This is a genomic window from Enterobacter kobei, assembly GCF_001729765.1.
In the GTDB taxonomy this organism is placed as follows: domain Bacteria; phylum Pseudomonadota; class Gammaproteobacteria; order Enterobacterales; family Enterobacteriaceae; genus Enterobacter; species Enterobacter kobei.
On the sequence record NZ_CP017181.1, the window covers coordinates 201,066 to 216,560 of the forward strand.

Genomic DNA, 15,495 nt, shown 5'->3' on the forward strand with positions numbered 1-15,495 from the left:
GGAGGAGAGAAAATTAGCCGACGGTTGTTCGAACAATGCGGTTTTTTCCCTGCTGTTTAGCGCTATAAAGCGCGTTATCGACACTTCCCACCAGTTGTTCCAGCGGTTCGAAGTGCCATTCCCCCAGACCCGCACTGAACGTAACGTGCAGGTTTTCTTCCCGCCAGACGCGCCTTTCAACGGCGGTGCGCCAGGCGTCAAGCAATGAGAATGCGGCAGCGATCTGCTCGGCCTGGAAGATCACCGCGAACTCTTCTCCACCGTAGCGATAGACCGAGATGTTGTGTGGCTGCATTATCTGGATCCCTTCGCGCGCCACATTACGCAGGACAATGTCACCACTCAGATGTCCCCATGTGTCGTTGATCGATTTGAAGTTATCGATATCAATCAGCGCCAGTGCGAAAGGCTGGTGGGCGGTCAGCAGTTCATCCACATCATTGTCAAACGCGCGGCGGTTTTTGCAGCCGGTCAACGCATCGTGAGTCGCCTGGCGAACATACGCCATCTCCCGCTCTTTATTGGACTGAATCGTGTGGCTCAGCATCGCTTCCAGACGCGGTGCCTGGCTGACATCGCCCGTTTTGATCGCATTGATAATGGTCATTAATACGGTACGCGAGGCATGACGCAAATAAAGGCCGAACAGAATGATGATGATGGCTGCCAGCGCGAAGCCCCAGACAACGATAGTAGTTTCGTGGCGGGTGATATCGGTAAGCGTTGCGCCAGATACCCGATAGATAACAAACCAGTCCGGGTTCGTGAAAGAGTAGTAGTAATACCAGGCATTGGTTTTCCGGTCGTAAAGATGGCCTTCGCCGCTGGTCATTTTGTCCATCAGCGCTTCGCTCACGTACTTTTTGAACAGGGCGCCTGTATCTGGGTGCAGCACGACGGTCCCGTCGCGTTCGACGACGAAGAATTCCCCTTGTACGGGGGCCACCATTTGTCGAAGGGTATACCCCATCGACGTCAAATCAAGATGAAAGGCGAGGGTTCCCTTGAGTCTGCCTTCTGTTGAAATCAATGGCTTATAAAGCGTAACTGTCGGATGCCCGGTAAAGTAGTCCGTATAATGGTGGGTATAATGGCTGAAAATACTGGCTTCTGCGTGCGCGACAAACCACGGGCGCGTCCGCGGATCGACGTTTTTACTCTTTTCCGTGGGAGGTGCTTCTGGTGCGTGTAAATAATGTCCCTCTGTATCGGCCAGCGAGATGGATGACACGGTCGGCATCAGGTTTTGCAAATGCATCAACATCTGCAGCCCTTGCGTCGGGTTGACGTTGAGCGTCTCATTCAGTATCTCGCTGCGGGCAAAGTACATCGCAGAGCGACCAAGGATATAGTCGTTTTCACGCAGGATTGATTCGGTATAGTTAACCGCCAGGTTATGCGTGAAGTTACTGTTAATCTTGTGATAATCCTCAAGAAAATCCTTTCTTTGCGAAAGAGAGACCACGACCGCGATCAGCGCAAAACTGCACAGGATCCCCGCGAAGCTGAGCATGATTGGCCGGGTAAAAGAGAGCTTTTTGCTGTGAAGTGCCATGAGTTGTACATCGATCCTGATGGTGAATACTTTTTGTCTGCCGATATCCTCTCAGCATAGTCGCTGTCCTGCGGTTCGCGGTGAATTATACGGAACACGATTTTCGGCAAGATGATTTATCTTAAGAATCACTAAGAAATTCCTTATCCATGTTTTTTGCCGCCCCATTTATGCAAGAAACCGGAGGCAGGGCGAAACGAGGAAGAAGCTTTTCGCCCTGGCCAGCATCCCTTGCTGACCGGATGACAATAAAAAAACCGGACGATCGCTGACAATCGTCCGGTTTTATCTTTCCGTAGTGTCTCGACACTTTTTTACCGTATTGCAGCGTGTTTCAACGTTATTGCGAGGCTCTTCCCAGCCAGCTGTCCCAGTCTTTCCAGACCGGCTGTAGGCCCTGTGCCGTCAGGGCGGCGGCGACTGCCTCCGGACGTCGCCCGTCATGCGGTGCAAACTGCTCCAGCTCCGGGTGATCGTCGGCGTAACCGCCCGGCTGTGTTTTGGAAAACGCGCTGACGTTGTTAATTGCCAGCGGGATCACGCGATCGCGAAACGCCTGGGACTCACGCGTTGAAAGCGATAATTCAACCTCCGGGGCGAGCAGGCGAAACGCGCAAATAGTCTGCACCAGCTGACGCTCATCCATCAGCGATGCCGGTTCTATTCCGCCTGCGCAGGGTCGCAGGCGGGGGAAAGAGATAGAATAGCGGCTCTGCCAGTAGTGCTGCTGGAGCCACAGCAAATGCTCTGCCACCATGTAGCAATCGACCCGCCAGCTGTCGGAGAGCCCAATCAGCGCCCCGAGACCGATTTTATCGATCCCGGCGCGGCCCAGCCTGTCCGGTGTCTCCAGCCGGAAGAAGAAATCCTGTTTCTTGCCCTTCAGGTGGTGCCGGGCGTACGTTGCCTCGTGGTAGGTTTCCTGGTAAACCATGACCCCATCCAGCCCGAGCGATTTTAACTCCGCGTACTCATCCTGCGACAGGGGCTGTACCTCCATCTGCAACGACGCAAACTCGCGACGTATCGCCGGAAGGTGCTGACGGAAATAGTCCATTCCCACTTTTCCCTGATGCTCGCCCGTGACCAGCAGAAGATGTTCGAACCCCATTTCACGAATGGCGGCGCACTCACGTGCGATCTCATCTTCATCAAGGGTTTTCCGCTTGATGCGGTTGCTCATGGAGAAACCGCAATAGGTGCAGTCATTGGCGCACAGGTTCGAGAGATAAAGTGGAACGTAGAAGCTTACCGTGTTGCCAAAACGCTGGCGGGTAAGGCGCTGAGCGCGCTGCGCCATCGGTTCAAGGTACGCGCTGGCCGCCGGAGAGAGCAGGGCCATCAGGTCCTCACGGGTCAGATGACGGGCATTCAGGGCACGCTCCACGTCAGCCGCCGTTTTGCTGTTGATACGCAGGGCGATATCGTCCCAGTTGAGCTGACGCCAGCGTTCGGTAAACGTACTCATGAGAGAGCCTCCAGAAAACCGGTCAGCGGGCTGGTGGCCTGCGCCTGAAAACTGCGCGAGCCAGGGCCGGATCCTCTTGCCAGCAAGCCGGCCTCTACGGCCATGCGGAACGCGCGCGCCATCATGACCGGATCGTCAGCCACCGCAATCGCCGTATTGACCAGTACCGCGTCGGCCCCCATCTCCAGCGCCTGCGCGGCATGGCTTGGTACGCCAATCCCCGCATCTACCACCACCGGCACGGTGGCTTGTTCAATGATGATCTCCAGCATCGCGCGAGTTTCGAGACCCTGATTAGAGCCAATTGGCGCACCCAGCGGCATCACGGCGGCACAGCCGACCTCTTCCAGACGCTTACATAGCACAGGGTCCGCCCCGCAGTAAGGCAGGACGGTAAACCCTTGCTGCACAAGCTTTTCTGCTGCTTTCAGCGTTTCAATCGGGTCCGGCAGCAGCCAGCGGGCATCCGGATGAATTTCCAGCTTCAGCCAGCGGGTACCGAGCGCTTCACGTGCCAGCTGTGCGGCGAAAATTGCTTCTTCCGCCGTTTTTGCACCGGAGGTGTTGGGCAAGAGCGTAACGCCTGCCTCCAGCAAAGGCGCAAGAATGGCATCGTTGTGCTGGCGCAGATCCACGCGTTTCATCGCCAGCGTCACCAGCTGGCTGCCACTTTCACGGATGGCCTCTACCATCAGCTGTGGAGAGGCGAACTTTCCGGTTCCGGTAAACAGATGTGAATCAAAGATTTTATCGGCAATATGTAGCATCTCAGCCCCCTGCGATAACCTGAAACAGCAGGATCTGGTCGCCGTCATTGACCTGCTGATGTTCCCACTGCTCGCGCGGCAGGATCTGTTGATTGAGTGCCAGCGCCGTTCCCGGCTTGAGCTGACGTAACTTATCGAGCAGGGCGGCAATGGTCAGCCCGTCGTCGCAGCTTATCGGCTCATCGTTAAACAGAATGCGCATCGCGGCCTCCGCATACCGGGCAGTGGCTGGCGCGGTTTAAGGCCAGATGGCGCCAGCCGCCTGAACGAGCGTCGAACAGCCGCAGCGTATTACGTTCCGTCTCCATGCCGCTGAGCAGCTTGATGGCCTCAAGCGCCTGAAGGGTGCCCATCACTCCGACTACCGGGCCAAGAATGCCTGCCGTGCGGCAGTTGCGTGCGGGCTCGGCATCGTCCGGCCACAGGCAGCGATAGCAGCCCTGCGCCCAGGGGGGCGTCAGGACCATCATCTGTCCGCCGAACCCCACCGCGCTGGCGGTGATCAGCGGCGTGTTATTGATCACGCAGGCGGCGTTGATCGCCTGACGCGTCGCCATATTGTCAGTGCAGTCCAGCACCACGTCGGCCAGGGCGACCTCACGGTGCAGATTGTCATCGCTCAGCCGCGTCTGGAGTGCAATCAGTTCGATGTCCGGGTTGAGCTGATTCAGCCTCTGGCGGGTAATCTGCGCTTTGGGTTGATTAATGTCCTTTGTCGTGAAGAGGATTTGTCGCTGCAGGTTGCTGAGGTGCACCTCGTCGTCGTCGGCCAGCACCAGCGTACCGATACCTGCGCCTGCCAGATAAAGCGCGGCGGGGGCGCCTAATCCACCCAGACCAACAATCAACACCCTGCTGGCGAGCAGCTTTTGCTGCCCGTCGATGGCGATATCCTCCAGCAGAATTTGACGGCTGTAGCGCATAAAATCGCGGTCATTCATCGCCCGCTCCTGCCAGCTGTAAAAGCCGTGCCGTGGCCGCCTGCCAGTCCGTCGCCTGGGTAATCGCGCTGACGACGGCGATACTGCCGACGCCGGTTTCCAGTACCGCAGGGGCGCGTTCAAGGCTTATCCCGCCAATGGCAACGGTGGGGTAATCGGTCAGGCGCTTAACGTGTAACGCCAGCTGCGTTAAACCCTGTGGTGCGGAGGGCATCTGCTTGGTTTGCGTCGGAAAAACGTGGCCGAGGGCAATGTAGGAGGGGCGCGCCGCCAGTGCCACGTCAATTTCCATATCGTCGTGTGTCGACACCCCCAGCCGCAGCCCGGCTTTGCGAATAGCGTTAAGATCGGTAGTTTCCAGATCTTCCTGACCCAGATGGACGCCGTACGCCTGGTGCTTAATAGCCAGCCGCCAGTAGTCGTTGATAAACAGACGAGCGTGGTAGCGTCGTCCCAGCGCGATGGCGGCGATAACGTCGGCCTCAACTTCTTCATCGCGCTTATCCTTGATGCGCAGCTGGAGGGTGCGAACGCCTGCCTCCAGCAGGCGTTGGATCCACTCCACGCTGTCCACCACCGGATAGAGCCCTAAACGGAAGGGCACGGAGGGGAAATCAGGCTGGTACATTAGGCCTCCTCTTTTTTGAGGTAGATCTCGCCGCCTTTCGCGCGGAAGGTTTCTGACATGTCTGCCATACCCACTTCGATGGTCTGTGCGGCGGCGTAGTCGCGTACCTCCTGGCTGATTTTCATCGAGCAGAATTTTGGACCGCACATGGAGCAGAAGTGTGCCACCTTGCCCGATTCCTGTGGCAGGGTTTCGTCGTGGTAGGCGCGGGCGGTGAAGGGGTCCAGCGCCAGGTTGAACTGATCTTCCCAGCGGAATTCAAAGCGCGCCTTCGACATGGCGTTATCGCGGATTTGCGCCCCCGGGTGGCCTTTCGCCAGATCCGCCGCATGAGCGGCAATTTTGTAGGTAATCAGTCCTTGCTTCACGTCCTCTTTATTTGGCAGGCCCAGGTGCTCTTTCGGCGTGACGTAGCAGAGCATGGCGCAGCCGAACCAGCCGATCATCGCTGCGCCAATCCCGGAGGTGAAGTGGTCGTAGCCCGGTGCAATATCGGTGGTCAGGGGCCCCAGAGTATAGAACGGCGCTTCGTGGCAGTGCTCCAGCTCCTCGGTCATATTGCGGCGGATCATCTGCATCGGCACATGTCCAGGGCCTTCAATCATTACCTGTACGTCATACTCCCATGCAATTTTTGTCAGTTCGCCCAGCGTGTGCAGCTCGGCAAACTGCGCTTCGTCGTTGGCATCGCGAATGGAGCCCGGACGCAGGCCGTCGCCCAGCGACAGGGATACGTCATAGGCAGCGCAGATTTCGCAGATCTCGCGGAAGTGTTCGTAGAGGAAGTTTTCCTGATGATGTGACAGACACCATTTTGCCATGATGGATCCGCCGCGGGAGACGATGCCGGTCAGACGTTTTGCGGTCATCGGCACGTAGCGCAGCAGCACGCCAGCGTGAATCGTGAAGTAGTCCACGCCCTGTTCCGCCTGCTCCAGCAGCGTGTCGCGGAAGGTTTCCCAGGTGAGGTTTTCGGCGATGCCGTTCACTTTCTCCAGCGCCTGATAAATCGGGACGGTACCAATCGGGACCGGGCTGTTACGCAGGATCCACTCGCGGGTTTCGTGAATATAACGGCCAGTTGAGAGGTCCATTACCGTGTCCGCGCCCCAGCGCGTTGACCAGACCAGCTTTTCTACCTCCTCTTCGATGGAGGAAGTGACGGCAGAGTTACCGATATTGGCATTGACCTTCACCAGGAAATTGCGGCCGATAATCATCGGTTCGGATTCCGGGTGGTTGATGTTGGCAGGGATAATCGCGCGGCCAGCGGCCACTTCGTCACGCACAAACTCCGGCGTGATGTTTTCCGGCAGGCGAGCGCCAAACCCTTCACCTGGATGCTGGTGGCGCAGCACTTCGCTACGGATACGCTCGCGGCCCATGTTTTCACGAATGGCGATGAACTCCATCTCCGGCGTGACGATTCCCTGGCGCGCATAGTGCAGCTGGGTCACGCGTTTGCCCGCTCTGGCGCGTTTTGGCGTCAGCAGACCGGTGAAACGCAATTCGTCCAGACCGTCGTCGGCCAGGCGCGCTTTGGTGTACGACGAGCTTTGTTCGTTGAGTTCTTCACAGTCGTTACGTGCGTCAATCCACGGCTGGCGCAGCTTTGCCAGACCCCGCTGAACATTGATGGCAACAGAGGGATCGCCATACGGGCCGGAGGTGTCATACACCGGGACGGCTTCGTTATCTTCATATTGCGGGTTATCTTTGCTGCCGCCGATAAGCGTCGGGCTAAGCTGGATTTCGCGCATCGGCACGCGAATGTCGGCCTGTGAACCGGTGATGTATATGCGCTTCGAGTTCGGGAAAGCGGTACCTTCCAGGGTATCGATGAAGTGTTGGGCGTGTTCGCGCTGTTCGCGACGGGTCAGTTTAGTGGTAGACATAGCTCATTCCAGAAGTGAAGGACATGGCTTGTCAGACGACGGATGAAGCAAGAGAAGATCGCCTCAGGGGCGATACAACAGCAGTGTGACTCTTGTTCCCTTCGCAGGTATTAACCTGATCAGGTTCCGCGGATCCCGAATTAACGGTCTCAGCCCGCGCGTTTAAGCGCTGGGCACTCCGACAAGAAAAATCCCCCTCCGCAGAGGGGCGAATGGTTGTAAATTACTCGTTAACGATTAAGAACTCAAGCAGGGCGCGCGATGTTGTCTTCGTTACTCACATCCAGGCCGTTATCCAGGACGAGGGCGATCAGCCTGTCTTCCAGCGTGAATCGCTCTTCCAGCGCTTCGCCAAGATCGGAAAGCGCCTGCTGGAACTCAAGATAATTGTCGTGATCGATGGCATTTTCGAGCGTGGAATCGTAGTAATCCATGATCTGCTGGGTGTTGGCTTCCAGCAGCGGATAGAGTTTACTGGCCGCTAAATACGGCGTTGTCCCTTCCATTTCGCGGATAATACGTTCATAAATATTGAAATGTCCGTCGGACAGGTAGTCGACCAGGCTCTGACAAAAATCATCCAGCGCTTTTTCATTCAGCCGCATAAACGATTCTTTGCCAGGCTTAATACCGACCAGATTGTAATAAGCCACGAGTAGATGCTTGCGTACATGTAGCCAGCGATCCACCAGTTTGTTACTTCCTCTAACGCGCTCAGTCAGGCTTTCTAGCTGGTTTAACATGGTTGACTCCGCAAGGTTGAGAATTGAATCTGCTTATCCAAAATGTAACCACAATGCTAACAACATGTCAGTGAAGCGAAGGTAGTGCAATAGATATGGATCGTATTATTGAAAAATCAGATCTGGGTTGGTGGATCGTCAGTCACGAACAAAAACTATGGCTTCCTGCCGGGGAGATCCCTTATGGCGCAGCAGAGGCGTTCAATCTTGTTGGCCAGCCAGCACTGAAGATTGGTGAATGGCAGGGGGATGCAGTGTGGTTGATCCAACAGCCTCGCCGTCAGGAGATGGGATCGGTTCGTCAGGTGCTGGATCAGGATGTTGGCTTGTTCCAGCTGGCGGGGCGCGGCGTCCAGCTGGCGGAGTTTTACCGCTCGCATAAATACTGCGGCTACTGCGGCCATACCATGCACCCGAGCAAAACCGAGTGGGCAATGCTCTGCGGCCACTGCCGTGAACGTTACTATCCGCAGATTGCACCCTGCATTATCGTCGCCATTCGCCGTGAGGATACTATCCTGCTGGCGCAGCATACCCGCCATCGCAACGGCATTTATACCGTTCTTGCCGGTTTCGTCGAAGTGGGTGAAACGCTGGAGCAGGCGGTAGCGCGTGAAGTGATGGAAGAGAGCGGGATCAAGGTGAAAAACCTGCGCTACGTAACGTCTCAGCCGTGGCCATTCCCGATGTCCCTGATGACGGCGTTTATGGCGGAATACGACAGCGGTGAGATCGTTATCGATCAGAAAGAGCTGCTGGACGCGAACTGGTATCGTTATGACGATTTGCCTCTGTTACCGCCACCCGGCACCGTGGCGCGTCGGCTGATAGAAGATACCGTGGCGATGTGTCGGGCCGAGTATGAGTAGTGTTACACTGAGGCCATGACGCTTAAGGAACTGCAAAAATGACCGAACTGAAGAACGATCGTTATCTGCGTGCGCTGCTGCGCCAGCCCGTTGATGTCACCCCGGTGTGGATGATGCGCCAGGCAGGACGTTATCTGCCAGAGTACAAAGCCACGCGTGCGCAGGCAGGTGATTTTATGTCGCTGTGCAAAAACGCTGAGCTGGCGTGTGAAGTGACGCTCCAGCCGCTGCGCCGCTTCCCGCTGGATGCCGCCATTCTCTTTTCGGACATTCTGACCATTCCGGATGCAATGGGCCTTGGCCTGTACTTTGAAACCGGCGAAGGCCCGCGTTTTACCTCCCCGATCAAAAGCAAAGCCGACGTGGATAAGCTGCCGATCCCCGATCCGGAAGGCGAACTGGGCTATGTGATGAACGCCGTGCGCACCATTCGCCGTGAGCTGAAAGGCGAAGTGCCGCTGATTGGCTTCTCCGGTAGCCCGTGGACGCTGGCAACTTACATGGTTGAAGGTGGCAGCAGCAAAGCTTTTACCGTGATCAAAAAAATGATGTACGCCGAGCCGATGGCTCTGCATGCGCTGCTGGACAAGCTGGCGAAGAGCGTCACGCTCTATCTCAACGCGCAGATTAAAGCGGGCGCGCAGTCAGTGATGATTTTCGATACTTGGGGTGGCGTACTGACCGGGCGCGATTATCAGCAGTTCTCCCTGTATTACATGCACAAAATCGTTGATGGCCTGCTGCGTGAAAACGAAGGCCGCCGCGTGCCGGTGACGCTGTTCACCAAAGGTGGCGGTCAGTGGCTGGAAGCGATGGCGGCGACCGGCTGCGATGCATTGGGTCTCGACTGGACGACCGATATCGCTGATGCTCGCCGTCGCGTGGGCGACAAAGTGGCGCTGCAGGGCAATATGGACCCGTCCATGCTCTATGCACCGCCAGCCCGCATTGAAGAAGAAGTGTCGACTATACTCTCTGGTTTCGGCCAGGGGGAAGGCCACGTCTTTAACCTCGGCCACGGCATTCATCAGGATGTTCCGCCAGAGCATGCAGGCGTATTTGTGGAGGCGGTGCATCGGCTTTCTGCCCAGTATCACCAGTAAGGAGTGGTTATGGATCTCGCGTCGCTACGCGCTCAGCAAATTGAACTGGCTTCATCGGTGATCCGCGAGGATCGCCTGGATAAGGATCCCCCGCAGTACATTGGCGGAGCGGACGTCGGATTCGAGCAGGGTGGTGAAGTGACGCGAGCGGCGATGGTGGTTCTGAAATACCCTTCGCTGGAGCTGGTTGAGTACAAGGTGGCGCGTATCGCCACCACTATGCCGTACATTCCGGGTTTCCTCTCCTTTCGCGAGTATCCCGCGCTGCTGGCAGCATGGGAGCAGCTCTCGCAAAAACCTGACCTGCTGTTTGTGGATGGACACGGTATCTCACATCCGCGCCGTTTAGGCGTGGCCAGCCATTTTGGGCTGCTGGTGGATGTGCCGACCATTGGCGTTGCCAAAAAACGCCTGTGTGGCGCGTTTGAACCACTTTCCCCCGAGCCGGGTGCGCTGGCGCCGCTTATCCATAAAGGCGAGCAGCTGGCGTGGGTCTGGCGCAGCAAAGCGCGCTGTAATCCGCTGTTTATCGCGACCGGTCACCGGGTGAGTATGGACAGCGCACTGGCGTGGGTTCAGCGCTGCATGAAGGGCTACCGTTTACCGGAGCCAACCCGCTGGGCGGACGCCGTCGCTTCCTCGCGTCCGGCTTTTGTTCGTTGGCAGGAAATTCAGCCGTGATTCAGGTAAACTGCGGCTAATTTTCGATTCGAGACATCATCATGTTACAAAACCCGATCCATCTGCGCCTTGAGAAGCTGGAAAGCTGGCAGCACGTCACCTTTATGGCTTGCCTGTGCGAGCGCATGTATCCCAACTATGCCGCGTTCTGTAAGCAGACGGGCTTTGGTGATGGTCATATCTACCGCCGCATTCTGGATTTGATCTGGGAAACGCTGACGGTCAAAGACGCAAAGGTGAATTTCGACTCCCAACTGGAAAAGCTGGAAGAGGCGATCCCGGCCGCGGATGATTTTGATCTGTACGGTGTCTATCCGGCCATTGATGCCTGCGTGGCATTAAGTGAGCTGATCCACTCCCGTCTGAGTGGCGAAACCCTGGAGCATGCTATCGAAGTCAGTAAGGCATCCATTACGACCGTTGCGATGCTCGAAATGACCCAGGAAGGCCGTGAAATGACCGACGAAGAGCTGCGAGCTAACCCGGCGGTTGAGCAGGAATGGGATATCCAGTGGGAAATTTTCCGCCTGCTGGCAGAGTGTGAAGAACGTGACATTGAGCTGATCAAAGGGCTGCGTGCGGACTTACGTGAGTCGGGCGAGAGCAATATTGGTATAATTTTTAACCAATGAGACAACAAAACGTGATTTAACGCCTGTTTTGTCGCACCTCGACTCTTCCCTTCTGCCCCCCGTCTGGTCTACATTTGGGGGGCGAAAAAAAGTGGCTATCGGTGCGTGTATGCAGGAGAGTGCTTTTTTGGCATTTTCGTCGCACTCGATGCTTAGCAAGCGATAAACACATTGAAAGGATAACTTATGAACAAGACTCAACTGATTGATGTAATTGCGGACAAGGCTGATCTGTCTAAAGTGCAGGCTAAAGCTGCTCTGGAATCTACCCTGGCTGCTATTACTGAGTCTCTGAAAGAAGGCGATGCTGTACAACTGGTTGGTTTCGGTACCTTCAAAGTGAACCACCGCGCTGAGCGTACTGGCCGCAACCCGCAGACCGGTAAAGAAATCAAAATCGCCGCAGCTAACGTGCCGGCATTTGTTTCTGGTAAAGCACTGAAAGACGCTGTTAAGTAAGACGCGTGGCAGTGAACAGTTTTAGCGAAGGGGCGGCAACGCCCCTTTTGTCATTCCGGCGTGGAACGCTCGCGCTGGCAGGCGTGCTTCTGCTGTCTGCCTGCAGCCACGACACCTCTCTGCCACCGTTTACCGCCAGCGGCTACGCTGACAATCAGGGTGCGGTGAGGATATGGCGCAAAGATTCCGGCGGCGAAGTGCATCTGCTCTCCGCTTTCAGTCCGTGGCATAACGGCAATACGTCGACCGCGGAGTATCGCTGGCAGGGTGATTACCTGTCGCTGATTGAACTGAACGTCTACAGTAAAACCCCCGAACATGTGAAAGTGCGTTTTGACGACCATGGTGAGCTGAGCTTTATGCAGCGTGAAGTGAGTGGTCAAAAACAGCAGCTTTCCAGCGATCAGATTGCCCTCTACCGCTATCGTGCTGAACAAATCCGCCAGACCAGCGATGCGCTTCGTCTTGGACGTGTGGTGCTGCGTCAGGGGCGCTGGCATAACGATGGCACGGTAACCACCTGCGAAGGGCAGACGGTGAAGCCTGAGCTTGAATCCTGGGCGACCGAACATATTCAACGCCGTCAGCGTCATTCATCAATGGAAGTGAGTGTGGCGTGGCTTGAGGCGCCGGAAGGCTCTCAGCTGTTGCTGGTGGCGAACGAAGATTTCTGCACGTGGCAGCCGACAGAGAAGAGTTTTTGACGTAAATCCCCTCTCCCTTGAGGGAGAGGGTTAGGGTGAGGGGGAAAATTACTCGCCCTGCTCGCGAGCAATCGCACGATAACCAATATCCTGACGGCTAAAGCTACCGTTCCAGTGAATATCCGCCATCAGCGCATAGGCACGCTTCTGCGCTTCTGCAACGGTATGACCCAGTGCGGTAGCACACAGGACGCGGCCGCCGTTGGTCAGGACGCGCTCGTCGTCAGACAGTTTCGTACCCGCGTGGAATACCTTCGCACCGTCAATCTCTTCCAGCGGCAGGCCGTGGATTTCATCACCGGTGTTGTAGTTACCCGGATAACCGCCCGCGGCAATCACCACGCCCAGAGACGCACGTTCATCCCACTCTGAGGTTTTCTCGTCCAGCTTGCCTTCGCAAGCCGCCAGACACAGATCGACCAGGTCCGATTTCATGCGCAGCATTATCGGTTGAGTTTCCGGATCGCCAAAGCGGCAGTTGAACTCGATAACCTTAGGGTTGCCCTGCTTGTCGATCATCAGACCTGCATAGAGGAAACCGGTGTAGGTATTCCCTTCCGCCGCCATGCCTTTCACGGTAGGCCAGATAATGCGGTCCATGGTGCGCTGATGTACTTCATCCGTCACCACCGGGGCAGGGGAGTAGGCGCCCATCCCGCCGGTATTAGGACCGGTATCGCCATTACCCACGCGTTTATGATCCTGGCTGGTGGCCATCGGCAGAACGTGCTCGCCGTCGACCATGACAATGAAGCTCGCTTCTTCGCCGTCGAGGAACTCTTCAATCACGATACGGTGGCCTGCATCGCCAAAGGCATTGCCAGCCAGCATATCCTGAACCGCGGCTTCCGCTTCTTCGAGGGTCATCGCAACGATAACCCCTTTACCGGCGGCCAGACCGTCGGCTTTAATAACGATCGGCGCGCCTTTTTCACGCAGGTAAGCCAGAGCTGGCTCCACTTCGGTGAAGTTCTGATATTCCGCCGTCGGGATGTTGTGACGTGCCAGGAAATCTTTGGTGAAGGCCTTAGACCCTTCCAGCTGGGCAGCACCTTCCGTTGGTCCGAAGATTTTCAGGCCAGCAGCGCGGAACGCGTCAACTACGCCAATCACCAGGGGCGCTTCCGGGCCGACAATGGTCAGATCGATTTTCTCATTCTGGGCAAAGTTCAGCAGGGCCGGGATATCGGTCACACCGATGGCGACGTTCTGCAAAGCGGGTTCCAGGGCAGTACCGGCGTTACCCGGTGCCACGAAGACCGTTTTCACCCGCGGAGACTGCGCCGCTTTCCACGCCAGAGCGTGCTCGCGTCCGCCGTTACCAATCACTAATACTTTCATTTTTCTGCTCCGGGAATTAATGGCGGAAGTGGCGCATGTCGGTGAAGATCATCGCGATACCGTGCTCGTCGGCGGCGGCAATCACTTCGTCGTCGCGGATAGAACCACCAGGCTGGATCACGCAGGTAATGCCTACAGCGGCTGCCGCATCGATACCGTCACGGAACGGGAAGAAGGCATCAGAGGCCATGGCGGAACCTTTCACTTCCAGCCCTTCATCACCTGCTTTGATCCCGGCAATTTTCGCAGAGTAGACACGGCTCATCTGGCCTGCGCCTATTCCGATGGTCATGTTCTCTTTGGCGTAGACGATGGCGTTGGACTTGACGAACTTCGCCACTTTCCAGCAGAACAGCGCGTCACGCAGCTCCTGCTCGCTCGGCTGGCGTTTGGTCACTACGCGCAGGTCAGCTTCTGTCACCATACCCAGATCGCGATCCTGAACCAGAAGGCCGCCGTTCACGCGTTTGAAGTCCAGACCCGGCACGCGATTTGCCCACTGACCGCAAATCAGTACGCGCACATTCTGTTTTGCCGCGGTGATTTTGAGCGCTTCTTCGGATGCCGATGGTGCAATGATCACTTCAACAAACTGTCGGGAGATGATGGCCTGCGCGGTTTGGGCATCCAGCTCGCGGTTGAAGGCGATAATGCCGCCAAACGCGGAGGTCGGGTCGGTTTTGTAAGCACGGTCGTAAGCGTCCAGAAGAGAGGTGCTCACCGCCACGCCGCATGGGTTAGCGTGCTTGACGATAACGCAGGCTGGCTCGCTGAACTCTTTCACGCATTCCAGCGCAGCGTCGGTGTCAGCAATATTGTTGTAGGAGAGCGCCTTGCCCTGAACCTGCTGAGCGGTGGCAACCGAGGCTTCTTTGATCTCTTCTTCTATATAGAAGGCAGCCTGCTGGTGGCTGTTCTCGCCGTAACGCATATCCTGCTTCTTGATGAAGTTCAGGTTCAGCGTGCGCGGGAAGCGGCCAGAAGGATCGTTGCTTTCACCGTGGTAAGCCGGCACCAGGCTACCGAAGTAGTTGGCGATCATGCTGTCGTATGCAGCGGTGTGTTCGAAGGCTTTGATAGCGAGGTCGAAACGCGTGTCGAGCGTCAGTGACCCTTCGTTGGCATCCATCTCGCTAATAATGGTGTTGTAATCGCTGCTCTTCACCACGATGGCCACATCTTTATGGTTCTTGGCTGCAGAGCGCACCATGGTCGGGCCGCCGATATCAATATTTTCTACCGCATCTTCCAGAGAGCAGCCTTCGCGGGCAACGGTCTGGGCAAACGGGTAGAGGTTAACGACAACCATGTCGATTGGCGCAATATCATGCTTTTCCATAATGGCATCGTCCTGGTCGCGACGGCCAAGAATACCGCCGTGCACTTTCGGATGCAGAGTTTTGACGCGTCCATCCATCATCTCCGGGAAACCGGTGTAATCGGACACTTCGGTTACCGGCAGACCTTTATCTGCTAACAGGCGTGCGGTGCCGCCTGTAGAAAGCAGCTCCACACCGCGTGCAGAAAGTGCCTGAGCGAATTCGACGATACCGGCTTTATCAGAAACACTGAGCAGAGCGCGGCGGACTGGACGACGTTGTTGCATGGTAAATCCCCTGGATTTCACGATTACAGAGAGCGTTAGATGAATTTTCCTGCGAAAAACTCATCTAACACACCTGACGAGGCATCCTTGTGAAGCGCGAGCA

General features: G+C 56.4%; 16 protein-coding genes and 1 riboswitch. Of the genes, 6 read left to right on the forward strand and 10 right to left on the reverse strand.

The features are described from left to right. Positions 1-13 precede the first annotated feature (13 nt). The 8 genes from BFV64_RS00965 to BFV64_RS01000 all read right to left on the reverse strand — a co-directional run bounded on the left by BFV64_RS00965 (position 14) and on the right by BFV64_RS01000 (position 7,997). A complete protein-coding gene (locus BFV64_RS00965; protein ID WP_063614559.1) occupies positions 14-1,555 on the reverse strand; it encodes a sensor domain-containing diguanylate cyclase in 1,542 nt (513 codons plus the stop codon). A gap of 340 nt (positions 1,556-1,895) precedes the next feature. Then, complete coding sequence (gene thiH / locus BFV64_RS00970; protein WP_063614560.1) at positions 1,896-3,023, reverse strand: 2-iminoacetate synthase ThiH; 1,128 nt, start codon at positions 3,021-3,023, stop codon at positions 1,896-1,898. Next, positions 3,020-3,790 carry a thiazole synthase gene (gene thiG / locus BFV64_RS00975; RefSeq protein ID WP_045282299.1) on the reverse strand — a complete coding sequence of 257 codons (771 nt, stop codon included), beginning with the start codon at positions 3,788-3,790 and terminating at the stop codon, positions 3,020-3,022. Before thiG ends, thiH begins: the two co-directional genes overlap by 4 nt. 1 nt (position 3,791) lies before the next feature. Continuing rightward, positions 3,792-3,992 (reverse strand): sulfur carrier protein ThiS, encoded by a 201-nt coding sequence (thiS, locus tag BFV64_RS00980; protein ID WP_014882071.1) that lies wholly within the window; start codon positions 3,990-3,992, stop codon positions 3,792-3,794. Beyond that, positions 3,976-4,731: a HesA/MoeB/ThiF family protein gene (locus tag BFV64_RS00985; RefSeq protein WP_045282298.1), complete on the reverse strand. Its 756-nt coding sequence runs from the start codon at positions 4,729-4,731 to the stop codon at positions 3,976-3,978. The genes thiS and BFV64_RS00985 overlap by 17 nt, the downstream gene beginning before the upstream one ends. Then, the gene (thiE, locus tag BFV64_RS00990; protein WP_023336585.1) at positions 4,724-5,359 is read right to left on the reverse strand and encodes a thiamine phosphate synthase; all 636 of its coding nucleotides are present in this window, start codon (positions 5,357-5,359) and stop codon (positions 4,724-4,726) included. The genes BFV64_RS00985 and thiE overlap by 8 nt, the downstream gene beginning before the upstream one ends. Then, on the reverse strand, positions 5,359-7,254 hold the full coding sequence (gene thiC / locus BFV64_RS00995; RefSeq protein ID WP_023331766.1) for a phosphomethylpyrimidine synthase ThiC: 1,896 nt from the start codon (positions 7,252-7,254) through the stop codon (positions 5,359-5,361). Before thiC ends, thiE begins: the two co-directional genes overlap by 1 nt. A 79-nt stretch (positions 7,255-7,333) precedes the next feature. Next, positions 7,334-7,445, reverse strand: a riboswitch (TPP riboswitch). Between the two features lie 54 nt (positions 7,446-7,499). Beyond that, a complete protein-coding gene (locus BFV64_RS01000; protein WP_014882075.1) occupies positions 7,500-7,997 on the reverse strand; it encodes an Rsd/AlgQ family anti-sigma factor in 498 nt (165 codons plus the stop codon). A 95-nt stretch (positions 7,998-8,092) separates the two neighbouring features. On the opposite strand from BFV64_RS01000, the gene nudC reads away from it, so the two are divergent. The 6 genes from nudC to BFV64_RS01030 all read left to right on the forward strand — a co-directional run bounded on the left by nudC (position 8,093) and on the right by BFV64_RS01030 (position 12,445). Further along, positions 8,093-8,866 (forward strand): NAD(+) diphosphatase, encoded by a 774-nt coding sequence (gene nudC / locus BFV64_RS01005; protein ID WP_023336587.1) that lies wholly within the window; start codon positions 8,093-8,095, stop codon positions 8,864-8,866. Positions 8,867-8,904: 38 nt separating this feature from the next. Beyond that, positions 8,905-9,969, forward strand: a complete 1,065-nt coding sequence (hemE, locus tag BFV64_RS01010) for a uroporphyrinogen decarboxylase (RefSeq protein WP_023336588.1) — start codon at positions 8,905-8,907, stop codon at positions 9,967-9,969. Between the two features lie 9 nt (positions 9,970-9,978). Then, on the forward strand, positions 9,979-10,650 hold the full coding sequence (gene nfi, locus BFV64_RS01015; RefSeq protein WP_023331768.1) for a deoxyribonuclease V: 672 nt from the start codon (positions 9,979-9,981) through the stop codon (positions 10,648-10,650). A 41-nt stretch (positions 10,651-10,691) separates the two neighbouring features. Beyond that, positions 10,692-11,282: a YjaG family protein gene (locus BFV64_RS01020; RefSeq protein ID WP_014882079.1), complete on the forward strand. Its 591-nt coding sequence runs from the start codon at positions 10,692-10,694 to the stop codon at positions 11,280-11,282. A gap of 186 nt (positions 11,283-11,468) precedes the next feature. Further along, positions 11,469-11,741 (forward strand): nucleoid-associated protein HU-alpha, encoded by a 273-nt coding sequence (hupA, locus tag BFV64_RS01025; protein ID WP_002445246.1) that lies wholly within the window; start codon positions 11,469-11,471, stop codon positions 11,739-11,741. An 11-nt stretch (positions 11,742-11,752) separates the two neighbouring features. Continuing rightward, positions 11,753-12,445 carry a DUF1481 domain-containing protein gene (locus BFV64_RS01030; RefSeq protein ID WP_045282296.1) on the forward strand — a complete coding sequence of 231 codons (693 nt, stop codon included), beginning with the start codon at positions 11,753-11,755 and terminating at the stop codon, positions 12,443-12,445. A gap of 48 nt (positions 12,446-12,493) precedes the next feature. Here BFV64_RS01030 and purD read toward each other — a convergent pair whose 3' ends face one another. Together purD and purH are read right to left on the reverse strand one after the other, a co-directional pair. Beyond that, positions 12,494-13,786 carry a phosphoribosylamine--glycine ligase gene (gene purD, locus BFV64_RS01035; protein WP_023331769.1) on the reverse strand — a complete coding sequence of 431 codons (1,293 nt, stop codon included), beginning with the start codon at positions 13,784-13,786 and terminating at the stop codon, positions 12,494-12,496. A gap of 16 nt (positions 13,787-13,802) precedes the next feature. Beyond that, positions 13,803-15,392, reverse strand: a complete 1,590-nt coding sequence (gene purH, locus BFV64_RS01040) for a bifunctional phosphoribosylaminoimidazolecarboxamide formyltransferase/IMP cyclohydrolase (protein WP_045282295.1) — start codon at positions 15,390-15,392, stop codon at positions 13,803-13,805. Positions 15,393-15,495: the final 103 nt, after the last annotated feature.